Source organism: Frigoriflavimonas asaccharolytica (assembly GCF_013294015.1).
Classification (GTDB): domain Bacteria; phylum Bacteroidota; class Bacteroidia; order Flavobacteriales; family Weeksellaceae; genus Frigoriflavimonas; species Frigoriflavimonas asaccharolytica.
The window spans coordinates 26,196-43,420 of sequence record NZ_JABSNO010000026.1 but is presented as its reverse complement, the minus strand read 5'-3'; the positions used below and the strand labels follow the sequence as shown (position 1 = coordinate 43,420).

Genomic DNA, 17,225 nt, shown 5'->3' with positions numbered 1-17,225 from the left:
AATAACTGTTTTAAAATTTATATTTTATACCTCCATTTATAGTTCTGCCTTCTGTGTGAGTCCAAATATCATCAAATATTGGGCTAGAATGCGATCCTGAAACCACTGACTTGTATCTGCTTTGTCTCGTATCTGTGAAGTTTTCGAAATTAATAAATATAGAAAATTTATTAAAATATTTTTCAGCCATAAAACCCAATTCCCAAAAAGCTGGGCTTAAACTTCTATCGTTCAAAACTTGTTGATCCGTATAATAAGCTTCAAATCCTGCTTTAAATTTCCCTTCTTTTTCTGCAATTAGAGCTAAATTGACTTTACTTGTAGGTACAAAAGGAATTATTTGAGTGTCTGGCAAATATTCTGCCTGCGTATCTGTGTAGGTATAGCCCGCAAAAAGTTTAATAAAATCTTTATAAATAAATTTCGCATTAGTTTCAAATCCTTTGCTGAAAACATTTTTGTTGGTGTTCGTTAAAAATGGATTTGAAGAGGCATCAACATCCAAAACAATTGAATTTTTCAGCTGCGTATAATAAAACATTTGGTTAATACTAAAGTCGAAATTTTCTCCAATTTTTGTTTTAAAATTCACATCTCCAGTGGCGCCAATGCTTTTTTCTGAACTTACATTTTGCAAAGGTTTCAAATTTTGATATTGGAAAGTATCTGTCTGTTCCGTAAAAGACGTTGGTGTTTTATAGCCAAATCCACCCCCAATTCTACTGCTCCATTTAGAATCAAATCTATAAAGTAATGACGTCTTTGGAAGAAAAAATGCTTCAGATTTGCGGTAAAATTCATTTCCAAATTGCACAAAATCTGTACGTATTCCGTTTTCAATTTTAAAATTATCGGTAATATCTAAAGTATGCTGTAGATAAACACCAGAAGTTTCTGTAGAAAAACTTAGATCATTCTGCAGTTCAGAATTGTCTGCAAAATCATCTGCGATATAATTGGCGCCTGCCACAAATGATTGATTTTCTAAATTTTTGCTCCAAGATAAATCTGTATAAAAATTCTTGCTAAATCCTTCAAATTGATAACTCGGAATGCCTATTTTTCTATCAAAAAGTGACAAAGAACTGCGAAGATTAATTTTAGATTCATCTAGAAAAGTATAATCAAACTCAAGAGTTGTGGTATTTCTTACTGAATTATTTTTTTCAAAATATTCGTGGAATTGATCCGCATTTCCAGCAATTACATTTAAATCTCCGCCAGTTCTTTCCCCAGATGTGAAGGAATTTCCCAAAACAATTTTGGATTGATCAGAAAAATAGAAAAATAATTTTGGATGAATTGTGAAATCTAACGAACGTGGCAATTCCGTGAAATCATCATTATCTACATCATATTCCTTCTGAGAATTGAAAAGTCCTGTTATGGTATATCCGAAATTACGGTACTTTTTTGCCGCAAACATCCCAACGTTGACTAAATTGGTGTTGGCATAATTGGTAATAATATCAAAATTTTGCTGCTCTCTCGGTTCTCTGGAAATAAAATTAATCACACCCGCAATTGCGCCTGCACCATACAAAGTAGAAGATGGACCTTTTATAATTTCTACCTGTTTTAAATCTATTGGTGGAATTTCTAAAATACTCAAACCATTGGCAAAATTGCCAAAACTTGGAAAGCCATCTTTTAGAATTTGGGTGTATCGCCCGTCCAAACCTTGGATTCTTATACTTGGATTTCCAGAAGTAGCAGAGGTTTGCTGCACGGCAATTCCGGTACTTTCGTGCAAAATCATCGCTACATTGGCGGGTCGCATATTGGCTTTTTCGTCTATCTCTTCCAAACCAATTGTTTCTACACGAGTTGGCGTATTGGCAATGCTGCGGCTGGTTCTTGTAGATTTTAAAATCACTTCTTCTATTTCGCCTTCTTTTTCAGCTTCTATTTTTATGGTATCTTTTTGCGCAGATACAAGCGAACACAGCATCATGAATAATGCTGAAAATATTAATTTTTTCATTGAATTTTTATTTGTTAAACTATTGTTTTTGAACGGTCAAAAAGTCTAACAAATCTGTGGCGGTTGCCAAATACTTCCAAAATAATTGAAGTAGAAACTAGGGGTAAAATTGAATTTTAAAGCGACAAGTGCTTTTGGAAAAGTTTCAAAAGTGAAAATAGGTGCTAATTTTTCCAGCATAACAATTCTGCCGCAGCAATTGCAAATACAAAAAGATGAACAATCCTCATCTTGATGATTTTGATGATTGTCTTGTTGCCCAATTGTAGTATTTGTAAATTCTATATTATTTATTTCTACATCAGAACAAGACATGCACATAAGCACGATAAGGTAGAAAGTAAATATATAATTGAATAGTTTCACTCGTGCAAATGTAAGAATTTCCTTGATTAGAGTATTTTATTTAAAAGTGATTTTTACCACTTTATGGTGAAAATATAAATGAAATTCTATTTCAATAAATCCAAAAACTCTTGCTCATCTAAAATAGTAATACTTTCAATCGCTTGTGCTTTTTTCAATTTGCTGCCGGCTTTTTCGCCAACTACCAGATAATTCAAGTTTTTAGAAACCGCAGAGATGTTCTTTCCACCGTTTTTTTCTACCATTTCTTCTGCTGCTTCTCTGGTGAAAAGTGATAATTTTCCTGTGAAAAGAAAAGTTTTTTCGGCTAAAATGTTAGAATCTTTTTCTTCAAAATTTTCTGCTTTTTCCAATTGAATACCATATTCTTTCAAACGATTTATCATTAATAAATTCTCATCGTTTGCAAAAAATTCATGGATGCTTTCGGCTATTTTTATCCCAATATCTTCTACTTGAACTAATTCTTCTAAAGTGGCTTTTTGCAATTCTTCAATGGTGTTAAAATTCTTCACCAATTTCTTCGCAACAGTTTCGCCCACATGTTTTATCCCAATCCCAAACAATACTTTTTCAAAAGGAATAGTCTTAGATTTTGTGATGCTTTCTATGATGTTATTCGCAGATTTTTCCGCCATTCTTTCTAATGGTAAAAGCTGCTCTTTTGTTAATGTGTAGAAATCTGCAGGGTTTTCTACTAATTTTGCCTTATATAATTGTTCAATAGTTTCGCTTCCCAAATTCTCTATATCCAATGCTTTCCTGGAAACATAATGAATCATTCTTCCTACAACTTGCGGCGGACAATGCAGTTCATTTGGACAAAAATGATTCGCTTGGTCTTCAATTTTCACCAATTCTGTTCCACATTCTGGGCAATTTTTGATGTATTCTATTTCTCGTGAATTGCTCTCTCTTTTTTCTTCATTAATACCTACAATTTTCGGGATTATTTCGCCACCTTTTTCTACAAAAACAAAATCATGTTCATGCAAACCCAATTTTTTTATTTGATCTTCATTGTGCAAGGTTGCCCTTTTTACGGTAGTTCCAGCCAATAAAACAGGTTTCAAATTGGCGACTGGCGTTATTGCGCCTGTTCTTCCAACTTGATAAACTACGCTTTCTAATTTGGTTTCAACTTTTTCTGCCTTAAATTTATAAGCCATTGCCCAACGTGGCGATTTTGCAGTATAACCTAATTCTTGCTGTTGATTGAGGTTATTGATTTTCAAAACAATACCATCAATTTCAAAAGGTAAGTCATGGCGATTTTTGTCCCAATAGTTGATGAATTCTTTTACTTCTTCCAAATTTTTACAAACTTTTGCCTGGTCTGAAATATTGAAACCCCATGCTTTTGCCTTTTGAAATAATTCCCAATGGCTTTCTACAGGATAGTCTTCTGATATAAATTGATACAAAACTGCAGATAAACGACGTTTTCGAACTTCGCCAGAATCCTGCATTTTTAAACTTCCACTAGCGGTATTTCTTGGGTTCATAAAAAGATCCAATCCTTCTTCTTCGCGTTTTTCGTTGATGGAATTAAAGTTTTTTCGGGATAAATAAATTTCGCCACGCATGAAAAAACGTTCCGGAAAATCACCTTTTAAAGTTAACGGAATATCTGAAATCGTACGGATATTATTGGTGATTTCATCGCCTTGAAAGCCATCGCCACGAGTTACAGCTTGTATTAATTTTCCATTTTCATATAAAATAGAAATTGATGCGCCATCATATTTTAATTCAGCTACAAACTCTACATCTTCTTTTTCAAAACTTTTTTCAATCCGTTTTTCCCAATCTTCAAGATCGTCAAAATCGTAGGAATTATCCAAAGAATACATTCTAAACTGATGTTGAACTGTAGGGAAATTTTTAGTAATTCCACCACCAACTCTCAGAGTAGGGGAATTGGCATCAAAAAATTCAGGATTTTCTGTTTCTATTTTTTTTAATTCTTCTAATTTTTGGTCAAACTCAAAATCAGACATCAAAGATTCATCGTTTAAATAGTAGGCTTCATTTAATTGATGAAGTTCTTTTCGTAGATTTTCTATTTTGTGTTGAATGTTTTCAGACATTATTTTAAGTAATTTTTACAAAAATACGAAGTCGAATTTAAATAATATTATTTTTTTTATTTAAAAAATATTAAAATACTAAAAAAAGGTTGAATAATATGGGGGTGTTAACCAAAAAACAACAATTATTTAAAGATTTTACTTAATTTTGTGGGGGTAAAAAATAAAAAACTATGAAAATTGAAAAAAGATGGTTGTTTTCGTTTATGATTATTACCTGTATTGCAATTTTAGGATTATTTTGGAAATCTGAGATTGATCCAATAATCGCGAAAAATTTTTTAACTGAAAATGATATTGTTGGAGCAGATGTAGCGTGGATTTTGGCTGCAGCAGGTTTAGTTTTATTAATGACGCCAGGTTTATCATTTTTTTATGGGGGAATGGTAGGTAAAAAAAAACGTAATTTCCACAATGTTGCAGAGTTTTGTGGCTTTAGGAGTGATTTCAATTCTGTGGGTGGTCGTAGGTTTTAGTCTATCTTTTGGGACGCCTATCGGAATACAGGTTGATGGCGAAAAGTACGGAATTATTGGCAATCCATTAGATTATTTATTTTTTAATAATGTAAGCGTTTTGCCACATAAAGATTTAGCGAGCACTATTCCTTTTGTGCTTTTTGCTTTATTTCAAATGAAATTTGCTGTCATCACACCAGCTCTAATCACAGGTTCTTTTGCAGAAAGAGTTCGATTTATTTCTTATCTGGTATTCATGGTATTGTTTTCTTTGTTTATTTATATGCCGCTTTGCCACATGGTTTGGCATCCAGATGGATTACTAAATAAATATTTTGGTGTAAAAGATTTCGCGGGTGGAACTGTAGTACATATGAGTGCAGGTTTTGCAGCACTTGCAGGAGCATTATTTTTAGGAAAAAGGAAAAAACCACACCACGAACCTTCCAATATTTCTTATGTAATTTTAGGAACAGGTATGCTTTGGTTTGGCTGGTTTGGGTTTAATGCTGGTTCTGCTTTAGCTGCAAATGCAACTGCAGCGATGGCTTTTGGAACTACGACCATCGCTTCTGCATCTGCAATGATGACTTGGATTTTCTTTGATCGTATCAACGGAAGAAAAGTTTCTGCAATGGGAGCTTGTATTGGCGCTGTAGTCGGTTTGGTTGCAATTACACCTGGAGCAGGTTTTATAAGCATTGCAGAAAGTATATTTGTAGGATTTATTTCTGCAATTGTATCAAATCTCATGTTGAATTGGAAAAAATTAAAGAAAATTGATGATACTTTAGATGTTTTTGCTTGCCATGGAGTTGGTGGAATTATGGGAATGATTCTCACTGCTATTTTAGCACATGGTGAAAATGCCAGCCTATTGCATGGTGGGTTTGAAGTCTTTGCGCATCACATGATGGCTTTAGTTTTAGTTTGCATATTTTCATTTTTTGGTTCTCTACTATTATTTAAAATTACAAATTCAATCATTGAACTTCGTGTATCAGAAAATTCTGAAGAAATAGGTTTAGATGCTTCTCAACATGATGAAAGTTTGAATTGGTAAACATATTGAAGTCCAAAGTCTAAAATTTCGCTATTTTTGCAAAAATTTTACAATGCAAAATTATCTGGAATTCAATTTTAAAATAAATCCGCCAAAGCCTTGGAGTGAAATCTTAATGGCTGTTTTAATAGAAGTCGGGTTTGATAGTTTCACCGAAGAAACAGATGGGATTTTAGGGTATATTCAAAAAGATATTTTCAATGAAGAAGATCTAAAAAATTTAGAGATTTTCCATAATGAAGAAATCAACATAGAATATTCTTTCAGCGAAATGCCCAATATCAACTGGAATGAAGAATGGGAAAAGAATTTTGATCCCATCAATATAGAAGATAAAGTTTTGATACGTGCAGAATTTCATGAAAGCGGAGATTTTGAGCACGAAATCATCATTCAACCAAAAATGTCTTTCGGAACTGGCCATCATGCGACCACTTATTTGATGATTCAGCAAATGTTGGATATGGATTTGAAAAATAAAAAAGTTTTGGATATGGGTTGTGGAACTTCCGTTCTCGCCATATTTGCCAAACAAAACGGAGCTGCAGAAACTTTGGCAATAGATATAGACGAATGGTCTGTAGAAAATTCAATTGAAAATGCTGCCAGAAACGAGGTTGAATTAATAATTGAACAAGGAACTGCAGAAAATTTAGGCAAAGAAAACTTCGATATCATTCTCGCCAACATCAATAGAAATATTTTAATTTCGGATATTCCCACTTATGTTTCTGTATTAAATGCAGGTGGAAAATTGCTGCTTTCTGGTCTTTGCTTTTTTGATGTGGATGATATTTTGGAAGTTTGCACAGAAAACAATTTGACATTAGAAAAGAAAATTCAACGAGAAGAATGGGTTTCTTTGCTTTTGAGTAAGTAGTTTTTTTACAGTTATTTTTGTTGAAAACTGAAGGTGAATATTGATAAATTATTAAATTTTGTGCCTTAAATTTTGTAAATTGTAGGGGTGTTAATCGTTCAAATTCTCGTAAGAAGTTTGAAGATTATTTACTTTTAAATTTAATAAAACACAGATGAAAGCACAAAACGAAATAAAATTATTTGAATCTAAAAAAGTACGTACTTCTTGGAATGAAGATCAGGAAGAATGGTATTTTTCGATAATAGACATCATTGATACTTTGACAGAAAGTAGTATTCCAAAAAGATATTGGTCAGATTTAAAAAAGAAACTTCTAAAAGAAGGAAGTCAGTTGTACGAAAAAATCGTACAACTGAAATTTGAAGCAGCAGACGGAAAAAAGTATGCGACAGATTGTTTGAAAACCGAGGAGGTTTTCCGCTTAATACAATCCATTCCGTCGCCGAAAGCAGAACCGTTTAAACTATGGCTTGCAAAAATTGCAAATGATCGGATGAACGAAATGCAAGATCCAGAATTGACCATTGATCGTGCTTTGCAACAATATTTGAATCTTGGTTACAGCGAAAATTGGATCAATCAACGATTAAAAAGCATAGAAATTCGCAAAGAATTGACTGATGAACGGAAAAGATTGGGCTTGAAAGAAGGTCAACAATTTGCAAGTCTTACAGATATCATCACCAAAACTTGGAGCGGAAATACGACGAAAGAATATAAAATGCTGAAAGGTCTGAAGAAAGAGAACTTGCGGGATAATATGACCAATACGGAATTGATATTAAATATGCTTGCAGAAGCTTCTACAAAAGATATTTCTGAAGCCGTGAATCCGAAAAATTTTGATGAAAGTAAAAATATCGCAAAACAAGGTGGCAATATCGCAGGAAATGCAAGAAAAGAATTAGAATTAAAGACAGGTAAAAAAGTAGTTACAGAATTAAATGCGAAGACTTTTTTAAATGAAAGTAAAAAATTAAAATAGGCTTTTTAAACTTGAAATAGAAAGTAAATCAAAGCGAAACATTGCGCCCCGACTTGAACGGAAATCCTTTTTTTTGGTGGCTGAGCTTGTCGAAGCCAACAAAAAAAAGATTGGAAGTGGAAGGCGGAAATTGGCGCCCAAAAAATAAATTAAAATTATGTTCAAATTAAAACTACCCACAGATCCGAGATGGGCAAATATAGCAGAAGGAAATTTGGAAGAAATACTTTCTGATCATGCGTGGTGCGAGCAAAAAGCCGCCACAAATGCTACACATCTCATCATTCAAAATTCTGAAAAACCAGAGTTGGTTTCGGCAATGCTAGAAATTTCTATTGAAGAAATGGAACATTTCAAAATGGTGCACGATATCATTTTGGAGCGTGGCTACGAATTTAAACGAGAAAGAAAAGACGATTACGTAGGAGAATTGGCGAGATATATGAAGCAAAATTCCGATGGTAGCCGAGAATCTGGTTTGATAGAAAGATTGCTATTCGCTGCGATGATAGAAGCCAGAAGTTGCGAAAGATTTCGCGTACTTTCTGATAATATTGAAGATCAAAAATTGGCAAAATTTTACCGAGATTTAATGGAAAGCGAAGCGCAACATTACACAGTTTTCATAGGATTTGCAAGAAAATATGCAGAAACTATAGACGTAGAAAAACGCTGGGAAGAATGGCTAGAATTTGAAGCAGGCGTGATAAAAGGTTACGGAAACAAGGAAACAATTCACGGATAAATTTCCATTTCAAACCTTCAAGGATTTGGAATCCTTGAAGGTTTTTAAAAGGCATTTTTAATCACTTCCAACCTCTAATTCTTATTCTTTTCCGTAATCCACAAACTCATATATTTTGTGCTTTGCAAACTTTGATGTTGAAAAATTTGACCGAGGAAATTTCTGTCTCGGTGAGGTTTTAAATTTTTAGAAATTTCTTCAATTTTTTCTTTAAAACTTGCAGCAAATTCTACTTTCTGAAATCTGTTTTCCAAAAGTTTGTAGCCGTTTTCTTGTGCAATATTCCAACGGTTTTCATTTTTATATAAATCTATCGCTGCTACGCCAAATTGCTGAAAATCATCGGTGATTTCGCCATTCCACGGTAGAGTTCCATGCATTCCTTCTGCGCCAATTTCAGAGGTCACATTTGGCAAACCATACATCATGCTATCCAAAAGTTTTCCTTTTATTCCGGCACCAAAAGGAATCGGTGCTAGTAGAATTCTGCTTTTTTCAAAAATTTCTTGCACAGAATTTGCTCTGCCTTTTATCAGAAAACCTTCCTTTTCATTGTGCAATTGTTTGGCTTTTTCAGGAAGATAGGCGCCATAAATATTCAGCTTTGCTTCGGGAATTTTTGATTTTATACTGGGCCATATTTTCTTTAATTGTAAGACGGTTTGCCAATTCGGTTCGTGCAGAAAATTACCGATAGATACAAAATCTCTTCTTTCTGAAAATGGAATTGTAGATTTGTTTATTTCAGATACAAACATGGGAATATAATGCAGAATAGAAGCATCAAGCTTGAATTTTTCTGTTAAAAGTGTCATTTCGTAATCAGAAATTATCAAAGATAAATCACACCTAAAAATAGAAGCCATTTCTCTCTTAAAAACATCTGTAATGAATTCTACATGCTCTAAATTTCCATTTTTTTTGATTGAATTTTCTCTTGCTTTTCTTAAAAAATGCAGATCCACAGTTTCTAAAATCGTCATCGCTTCCGGACAAGATTTCGCAACGCGCCAACCGAATTGTTCTTCGGAAATATAACGATCGTACACAACGATTTCTGGCGAAATTTCTTTTAATAAATTATCAAAAGAATCATCATTCAATTTTATTGGAAGATACTCTACATCGTCATCATCAAACGGATGCGAAAATTCTGAAAGCGATGCAGCCGACAAAAATTTAATTTTAAAATCCATTTCCAGAAATAGATCAATCAGTTGCAACATTCTTGTTCCTGCTGCAGTAGAATTTGGTTCGGGAAATACAGTGCCGATTATTACTAAATTTTTCAACTTCATTTATTTCTGCTAAAATAAAAATTTAAATCTCAAAGTAACAAAAGTAGGGACTTAAATAATGATTTACTAAGAGAAAATAAGGTTAAAATCCATTATTTTTACTTAAAAGCGAATTTAGTTGCCTTATACTTTTGTTTCTCTCGTGCTTAAAAAATATTGGCAATTTCAAAATATTTTTTTTCATTTTAAACTATCTTTGCATTCATGAGCCAACTCGTTCAAATATCTATCCTACCCAATCAGCAAGATGATGAAGTTTTCATTTTAAAAACGGCTTTGAAAAAAGCAAATTTAAAAGAAACAGAAATCAGCGATTGGAGAATCCGCAAACGTTCAATTGATGCACGCCAATCTTACGTAAAACTCAATTTACAAGTAGAATTTTGGTCAACTACGGAAAAACGCGAAAAAATTTCCCCTTTCATTCCACAAAATGTAGAAAATAAAGAAAAAATATACATTATTGGAGCTGGTCCAGCTGGATATTATGCAGCTTTGAGAGCCATAGAAGCCGGATTGAAACCCATTGTTTTCGAGCGTGGAAAAGAAGTGCGAGACAGAAGAAGAGATCTTGCAAAAATAAATAAAGAACACATCGTAAATCCAGAATCCAACTATTGTTTTGGCGAAGGTGGAGCCGGAACTTACAGTGATGGGAAATTATATACCCGTTCCAAAAAACGTGGTAATGTGCTAAAAGCTTTAGAATGGTTTGTGCATTTTGGTGCAGATGAAGATATTTTGGTAGACGCTCATCCGCATATCGGAACCAATAAATTGCCACAAATTATCATCGCAATGCGAGAAGAAATTTTAAAATTTGGCGGAGAAATTCATTTTGATAGCAAACTGACCGATTTTAAAATAGAAAATAATGCCATTTCTGGAATTCAAATCAATAATGAAAATTGGATAGCTGCTGAAAATGTGATTTTAGCAACCGGACATTCTGCAAGAGATATATTTTATTTATTGCATGAAAGAAATGTAAAAATAGAAGCAAAAGCTTTTGCAATTGGCGTTCGTGTAGAGCATCCTCAAGAATATATCAATAAAATTCAATACCAAAAAGACGGAGGAAACCCATATTTGCCACCTGCTTCTTATGCCTTAGTTGAGCAAGTAGACGAAATGGGTGTTTATTCTTTTTGCATGTGTCCGGGTGGAATTATTGCGCCTTGTGCAACAGCGCAAGAAGAAGTGGTAACCAATGGATGGAGTCCCAGCAAACGCAATAATCCTTTTGCAAATTCTGGAATTGTAGTAAGTGTAGAACCCAAAGATTTACCCAATTATTCTGCAAATAATCCTTTCGTTTGCTTAGATTTTCAGGCAAAAGTAGAAAGAGATTGTTGGGAAGCAGCGGGAAGTACACAAAAGGTTCCAGCGCAAAGAATGATAGATTTTGTGGAAGAAAAAATTTCTAAAAACTTCCCGAAAACATCTTATTTACCAGGAATTTCTGCGGTAAATTTGCATGAAGTTTTACCAAAATTATTGAGTAAAAGATTACAAAAAGCCTTTGTAGAATTTGGAAAGAAAATGCCCGGATTTTATACCAATGAAGCTGTTTTGCACGCGCCAGAAAGCAGAACCTCTTCACCAATCAGCATCCCAAGAAATTCTGAAACCTTGGAGCACGTAGAAATTTCTGGTTTGTATCCGTGTGGAGAAGGTGCAGGTTATGCAGGTGGAATTATTTCTGCAGCCATAGATGGAATTAATTGTGTGGATGCTATTTTTTCGAAACTAGAACTTAATGCTCAGAAATCGCAAGTTAAAAATTAAGATTTTGTATTAGATCGTATTCAAAGTGTTAACATTTAAATTATTTTAATTACTTTAACCAACTCAAACAAAATTAAAGGATTTTAAACAAAATCAAACCAAATTTAAAATGACCAACCGTTCCGATTCTGAACTCATCTTTTTCTACAACACCGAGAATTTTTTTCTTCCAGATAATGATACTGCAATTTCTAAAGGTTCAAAGAATTCTGGGTTGCAAAATTGGGACGAAAGAAAATTTATACATAAATTAAACAGAATTGCCCGAGTTTTTCAAATGGTAGAAAATCAAGAAGGCAAACTTCCTATGCTTATTGGTGTAGCTGAGATTCAAGGCGAAAAAGTGCTGCAAGAATTGATAAAACTACCCCCATTTTTTGATAAATTTAAATACATACATTACGAATCTTTAGACGAACGTGGAGTAGATGTCGCGCTTTTGTATGATCCCGAAAAAATAAAAATCACCCATTCCGAACCTATCAGTTATCTGTTTGAAATTAATGAAAATAAAGACGAATATATAGATACCACCAGAGATATTTTGTATTGTCAGGCAGAATTTTCTGGAGAAAACTTACACCTTTTTGTTTGTCATCTTCCTTCAAAACGTGAAAAAGATGTGAACAAACCGAAACGCGATTACATCATCAACGATTTAAAAAAGAAAATTTCTGAAATTCCAAAAGATGAATTTATTCTGATAATAGGAGATTTTAATGAAAATCCAGATGACCTAAATCTCTTGAAACTTACCGAAAATGAAGGAGAAAATAATGCGCTGAAAAATGTATTTTCACCCTTATTTCAGCACAAAGAATTTTCTACTTATCATATCAAAGAAGGTTTGCTTTTTGATCAGTTGATCATTTCCGATGCATTTTTCAAAAGCGATTCTGCCCTTCGGTTTTCAAAAGCAAAAATTTTTAATCCACCAGAAATGTGCGATACGGAAAATAGTTCCATCAAAAAACCCTACCGTACTTTTGCTGGCAGAAGATATTTAGGCGGTTATAGTGATCATTTTCCCGTTTTTATTTCTTTAAAAAAGTAAAGTATTCTATAATTTTATTAATTCCGAATTCATTAATTTTGCAAATTATTATTAAAATACAATTCTGAAATTATCTATATATGTCAAAAAAATCAGAAACTATTATACAAACTGAAATTCACCCCCGAAACGAAGGTTTGCCTTTCAATACACAATATTTTGATGAAATATTGGTCAATAGAAGTGCGGTAGAAAGACGCGTAAAATCTCTTGGAGGAAGAAGAAGCGTGAAAAAAGAATATCAAGCAGCATGGCTTTTGAAGGCAATTTCTATGATCGATCTCACCACTTTGGCAGGAGATGATACCCAAGGAAATGTTCAAAGATTGTGCATGAAAGCCAGAAATCCAGTGCGCAAAGATCTATTGGAAAAATTAGGCGTTTCAGAATTAAACCTTACAACAGGTGCAGTTTGCGTCTATCACAGCTTAATTCCATTTGCAAAAGAAGCATTGAAAGGAACAAATATTCCAATTGCAGCAGTTTCTACAGGATTTCCGGCAGGAAAAAATTCATTAGAAGAAAAAATTGCCGAAATAAAAAAATCTGTAGCAGCAGGAGCAACAGAAATTGATATTGTAATAAGCCGAGCGTTGGTTTTAGAAAATAAATGGGAAGAACTCTACAACGAAATAAAATTGTGCAGAGAAGCTTGCGGAGATGCACACATGAAAACCATTCTCGCAACAGGAGAAATTCCAACCTACACCAAAGTTGCAAAAGCAAGTTGGGTAGCCATGTTGGCAGGATCTGATTTTATCAAAACATCCACCGGAAAAGAATCTGTAAATGCAACATTAGAAGTAAGTTTGGTAATGATGCGTTGCATCCGAGATTATTACGAATTAACCGGCGTAAAAGTGGGCTACAAACCAGCTGGAGGAATACAAAAAGCAAAACAAGCTGTAGAATTTCTCATATTATTAAAAGAAGAATTGGGCAACGATTGGCTTACACCAGATTTATTCCGTTTCGGTGCAAGTTCACTTTTGGGAGATATAGAAAGACAGTTAGAGCATTACGTTACAGGAAGTTACAGCGCGAGTTTCCGTCATCCAATGGCGTAAAAGAAACAAGAGTCGAGAAACAAGAGCCAAAATGAGGATGTCTTGTCTATTGAGCTTGTCGAAATATGGGCGCCAATTTCCGCCTTCCGTTCCCAATCTTTTTTTTGCAAAAAAAGGATTTCCACTCAAGTCGGGGCGCAGATTTTAGAATAAATGAAAGATTTATAAATTTATGAAAGCATATATTCAAATAGATGAAAATGGAGAATATCTTAATGTAAATACATATACAGCATCTGTAGGTTATAAAGCATTAGGTTTTCAGGTTTTCAAATATTTTGATGCTAATCAAGTTGAAGAAACAGAAAGAGAGGCAATTTTTGTAGGCGGAATTGGAAGTGTAAGAAAACGTTTGAAAAATCTCGGAATTCACGTAGAATATGAAATCGAGTATCCGCAAGAATTAAAAGAATATCTAAATAGAAATGTTTGGAATTCTACTTTAAAAGAAATTATAGCAAAAGAACAAACTAATATTTTTATAAAACCTGTTCAGACCAAATTATTTCAAGGAAAAGTTATTCATTCTTTTAAAGATTTAATAAGCTTAAATTATCAAGAAGAAGTTGATGTTTGGTGTTCCGAAGTTGTAGATGTGGTTACAGAATGGAGATGCTTTGTGAGATATGGAGTTTTATTTGACGTTCGATATTACAAAGGAAATTGGGATAGTAAACTTGATATCAATATTGTAAACGAGGCAATTTCGAAATTTAAAACTCAACCAGCATCATATAGTTTAGATTTTGGTGTAGATATTAATGGAAAACATTATTTAATAGAAGTAAATGATGGTCATAGTATAGGTTGTTATGGAATGGGACCTATTTCTTATGCGAAATTTATTTCTGCAAGATGGAGCGAATTAACAGAAACAGAAGACTTGCTTAATTTTTAAAATATAGTCAAACTCTATGCTCTTTAAAAATTTAAAATAAAAAACTTTTGTGACTTTGCGGTTTAAAAAAAGCAAAATAACAAATCAATTATCATTCAACAATCATAGAAATTATGGACATCAAAGAAATATACAACACCATGGAATACGGAACTGCACCAGAAAGCGCTTCTGCAGCTATAGAATATTTAGAAAATCATCAAAAAAAATTTAATCTTTTCATTGATGGAGAATGGCAAAAACCAATTTCTGAAAAATTTGAAAAAACCTATAATCCTGCCAATCAAGAATTTCTTGCAGAAATTGCAGAAGCAGGAGAAGCAGATGTAGATCTCGCCGTGAAAGCTGCCAACAAAGCTCTTCCAGAATGGGTGAAAATCGGTGGTTTTGAACGTGCAAAATATTTGTACGCAATTGCGCGTCAATTGCAAAAACATTCCAGATTGTTTGCGGTTTTAGAAACTTTAGACAACGGAAAACCCATCCGCGAAACCCGTGATATAGATATTCCAATTGCTATTCGTCATTTTTATCATCATGCAGGTTGGGCAAGATTGATGGATACAGAAATGAAAGATTATCAAGAAGTTGGCGTCATCGGACAAATAATACCATGGAATTTTCCATTGATGATGCTCGCTTGGAAAATAGCACCAGCTTTGGCAATGGGAAATACTGTTGTTCTAAAACCTGCAGAATTAACATCACTTTCGGCACTTCTTTTTGCAGAAATTTGCGAAAAAGTTGGTTTGCCAAAAGGTGTTGTCAATATTGTAACCGGAAGTGGAACTGTTGCAGGTTCAGCTTTGGTCAATCATGCTGATGTTCATAAAGTTGCGTTCACAGGTTCTACCAATGTTGGTAAAATTTTGAGAAGAGAAACTGCTGGTTCTGGAAAGAAAATTTCATTAGAATTGGGCGGAAAATCCCCATTCATCGTTTTTGAAGATGCGGATCTTGACGCTGCGGTAGAAGGTGTTGTAGATGCAATTTGGTTCAACCAAGGTGAAGTTTGTTGTGCTGGTTCTAGATTGTTGGTTCAAGAATCTGTTGCAGAGAAATTTTATGCAAAATTAAAAACGAGAATGGCGAAATTGAGAATCGGAAATCCTATGGATAAATCGATTGATATGGGAGCTATCGTTTCTAAAAATCAAATAGAATCCATTAAAAATTTAGTAAAAATAGGTGTAGAAGAAGGTTGCGAATTGTTTCAATGTGAAAACGAAATGCCAGAAAACGGCTATTTCTATCCACCCACTTTATTTACGAATGTTTCTACAACTTCCACGATTGCCCAAGAAGAAATTTTCGGACCTGTTTTGGTAGCGATGACTTTTCGTTCACATAATGAAGCAGTTGCGTTGGCAAACAATACAAAATATGGTTTGGCTGCAAGTATTTGGACAGAAAATATCAATATCGCTTTAGATATTGCACCAAAAATAAAAGCGGGAAGTATTTGGATCAATTGCACCAATCAATTTGATGCAAGTTCTGGATTTGGTGGTTACAGAGAATCTGGTTTCGGAAGAGAAGGCGGAAAAGAAGGTTTGTACGAATATGTGAAACCAAAATTGAATAAAGAATTTGCAGATCAACCGATTTTAGAAGCAAGAACGGAGAATCAAGAGCCAAGAGTTGAGAACCAAGACTCAAGATTTGAGGGTATTGATAAAACTGCAAAAATGTACATCAACGGAAAACAAGCGCGACCAGATGGTGGATATAGTTTGGATGTGATGGATTTTTACGGAAATAAAATTGGAGAAGTTGGCGAAGGAAACCGAAAAGATTTGAGAAATGCTGTAGAAGCTGCGAGAAATGAAAAATCTTGGAGCGGAATGACGGGACATTCTCGTGCGCAAGTTTTGTATTATTTAGCAGAAAATCTTTCTTATCGTGCTGAAGAATTTGCAAAAAGAATCGCTTCACAAACCAATCAAAGTTTGAAATCTGCGGAAGATGAGGTAGAAAAATCTATAGAAAGAATTTATTATTACGCTGCAATGGCAGATAAATACGATGGAAAAGCGCATTCTACCGTACAAAGAATGACAACGTTAGCAATGCCAGAAGCAATTGGAGTGATGGCAATTATTTGTCCAGATGAAAATCCGTTGTTAGGTTTTATTTCGGCAATAATTCCTGCAATTTCTATGGGAAATACAGTTGTAGTTGTGCCTTCGGAGAAATCTCCACTTTCTGCGACAGATTTTTATCAAATTTTAGAAACTTCTGATGTTCCAGCTGGAACGGTGAATATTGTTACAGGAAATCAAGTAGAATTAAGTACAGAATTGGCGAAACATTATGATGTAGATGGCATTTGGAATTTCGGAAATGGAGATTGCAAAACCATAGAGACTCTTGCCGCAGATTCTATGAAAAGATCTTGGTGCATGTACGGAAAATACCGAAACTGGATGCTTGCAGAACAAGGAGAAGGCGAAGAATTTTTGAGACACGCCACAGAAATTAAAAATATTTGGATTCCTTATGGAGCTTAAAAAATTCAATATATAAAGCAAAACCACTGAAAATTT

General features: G+C 33.9%; 12 protein-coding genes and 1 pseudogene. 9 read left to right on the top strand and 4 right to left on the bottom strand.

The features are described 5' to 3' along the window. Positions 1 to 10: 10 nt before the first annotated feature. The 3 genes from HNQ03_RS13735 to ligA all read right to left on the bottom strand — a co-directional run bounded on the left by HNQ03_RS13735 (position 11) and on the right by ligA (position 4,440). Positions 11 to 1,984, bottom strand: a complete 1,974-nt coding sequence (locus HNQ03_RS13735; protein WP_173780267.1) for a TonB-dependent receptor plug domain-containing protein — start codon at positions 1,982 to 1,984, stop codon at positions 11 to 13. 45 nt (positions 1,985 to 2,029) lie between these two features. Beyond that, on the bottom strand, positions 2,030 to 2,350 hold the full coding sequence (locus tag HNQ03_RS13730; protein ID WP_173780266.1) for a hypothetical protein: 321 nt from the start codon (positions 2,348 to 2,350) through the stop codon (positions 2,030 to 2,032). Positions 2,351 to 2,436: 86 nt separating this feature from the next. After that, complete coding sequence (ligA, locus tag HNQ03_RS13725) at positions 2,437 to 4,440, bottom strand: NAD-dependent DNA ligase LigA (protein ID WP_173780265.1); 2,004 nt, start codon at positions 4,438 to 4,440, stop codon at positions 2,437 to 2,439. Positions 4,441 to 4,613: 173 nt separating this feature from the next. Between ligA and HNQ03_RS13720 the strand changes: the two are divergent. The 4 genes and pseudogenes from HNQ03_RS13720 to miaE all read left to right on the top strand — a co-directional run bounded on the left by HNQ03_RS13720 (position 4,614) and on the right by miaE (position 8,574). Continuing rightward, a pseudogene (locus HNQ03_RS13720) lies at positions 4,614 to 5,961 on the top strand (ammonium transporter). A 52-nt stretch (positions 5,962 to 6,013) separates the two neighbouring features. Then, complete coding sequence (gene prmA, locus HNQ03_RS13715; RefSeq protein ID WP_173780264.1) at positions 6,014 to 6,841, top strand: 50S ribosomal protein L11 methyltransferase; 828 nt, start codon at positions 6,014 to 6,016, stop codon at positions 6,839 to 6,841. A gap of 154 nt (positions 6,842 to 6,995) precedes the next feature. Further along, the gene (locus HNQ03_RS13710) at positions 6,996 to 7,829 is read left to right on the top strand and encodes a BRO family protein (RefSeq protein ID WP_173780263.1); all 834 of its coding nucleotides are present in this window, start codon (positions 6,996 to 6,998) and stop codon (positions 7,827 to 7,829) included. A 157-nt stretch (positions 7,830 to 7,986) separates the two neighbouring features. Then, complete coding sequence (gene miaE / locus HNQ03_RS13705; protein WP_173780262.1) at positions 7,987 to 8,574, top strand: tRNA-(ms[2]io[6]A)-hydroxylase; 588 nt, start codon at positions 7,987 to 7,989, stop codon at positions 8,572 to 8,574. A gap of 74 nt (positions 8,575 to 8,648) precedes the next feature. Here miaE and HNQ03_RS13700 read toward each other — a convergent pair whose 3' ends face one another. Then, positions 8,649 to 9,872 (bottom strand): glycosyltransferase, encoded by a 1,224-nt coding sequence (locus HNQ03_RS13700; RefSeq protein ID WP_317170379.1) that lies wholly within the window; start codon positions 9,870 to 9,872, stop codon positions 8,649 to 8,651. Positions 9,873 to 10,076: 204 nt separating this feature from the next. Here HNQ03_RS13700 and HNQ03_RS13695 point away from each other — a divergent pair, with 204 nt between their 5' ends. From HNQ03_RS13695 to HNQ03_RS13675, 5 genes are all read left to right on the top strand, one after another. After that, positions 10,077 to 11,660, top strand: a complete 1,584-nt coding sequence (locus HNQ03_RS13695; protein ID WP_173780260.1) for an NAD(P)/FAD-dependent oxidoreductase — start codon at positions 10,077 to 10,079, stop codon at positions 11,658 to 11,660. A gap of 109 nt (positions 11,661 to 11,769) precedes the next feature. Then, a complete protein-coding gene (locus tag HNQ03_RS13690; RefSeq protein WP_173780259.1) occupies positions 11,770 to 12,714 on the top strand; it encodes an endonuclease/exonuclease/phosphatase family protein in 945 nt (314 codons plus the stop codon). Between the two features lie 80 nt (positions 12,715 to 12,794). Beyond that, complete coding sequence (gene deoC, locus HNQ03_RS13685; RefSeq protein WP_173780258.1) at positions 12,795 to 13,781, top strand: deoxyribose-phosphate aldolase; 987 nt, start codon at positions 12,795 to 12,797, stop codon at positions 13,779 to 13,781. 172 nt (positions 13,782 to 13,953) lie between these two features. Further along, on the top strand, positions 13,954 to 14,679 hold the full coding sequence (locus tag HNQ03_RS13680) for an ATP-grasp domain-containing protein (RefSeq protein WP_173780257.1): 726 nt from the start codon (positions 13,954 to 13,956) through the stop codon (positions 14,677 to 14,679). Between the two features lie 113 nt (positions 14,680 to 14,792). Continuing rightward, positions 14,793 to 17,189 (top strand): aldehyde dehydrogenase family protein, encoded by a 2,397-nt coding sequence (locus HNQ03_RS13675; RefSeq protein ID WP_173780256.1) that lies wholly within the window; start codon positions 14,793 to 14,795, stop codon positions 17,187 to 17,189. Positions 17,190 to 17,225: the final 36 nt, after the last annotated feature.

What these genes read in the sequence shown, in the direction of transcription:
- HNQ03_RS13735 (WP_173780267.1), bottom strand. Translation starts at nt 1,984, where the DNA reads ATGAAAAAATTAATATTTTCAGCATTATTCATGATGCTGTGTTCGCTT.
- miaE (WP_173780262.1), top strand. Translation starts at nt 7,987, where the DNA reads ATGTTCAAATTAAAACTACCCACAGATCCGAGATGGGCAAATATAGCA.
- HNQ03_RS13700 (WP_317170379.1), bottom strand. Translation starts at nt 9,872, where the DNA reads ATGAAGTTGAAAAATTTAGTAATAATCGGCACTGTATTTCCCGAACCA.
- HNQ03_RS13690 (WP_173780259.1), top strand. Translation starts at nt 11,770, where the DNA reads ATGACCAACCGTTCCGATTCTGAACTCATCTTTTTCTACAACACCGAG.
- deoC (WP_173780258.1), top strand. Translation starts at nt 12,795, where the DNA reads ATGTCAAAAAAATCAGAAACTATTATACAAACTGAAATTCACCCCCGA.
- HNQ03_RS13680 (WP_173780257.1), top strand. Translation starts at nt 13,954, where the DNA reads ATGAAAGCATATATTCAAATAGATGAAAATGGAGAATATCTTAATGTA.
- ligA (WP_173780265.1), bottom strand. Translation starts at nt 4,440, where the DNA reads ATGTCTGAAAACATTCAACACAAAATAGAAAATCTACGAAAAGAACTT.
- prmA (WP_173780264.1), top strand. Translation starts at nt 6,014, where the DNA reads ATGCAAAATTATCTGGAATTCAATTTTAAAATAAATCCGCCAAAGCCT.
- HNQ03_RS13695 (WP_173780260.1), top strand. Translation starts at nt 10,077, where the DNA reads ATGAGCCAACTCGTTCAAATATCTATCCTACCCAATCAGCAAGATGAT.
- HNQ03_RS13675 (WP_173780256.1), top strand. Translation starts at nt 14,793, where the DNA reads ATGGACATCAAAGAAATATACAACACCATGGAATACGGAACTGCACCA.
- HNQ03_RS13710 (WP_173780263.1), top strand. Translation starts at nt 6,996, where the DNA reads ATGAAAGCACAAAACGAAATAAAATTATTTGAATCTAAAAAAGTACGT.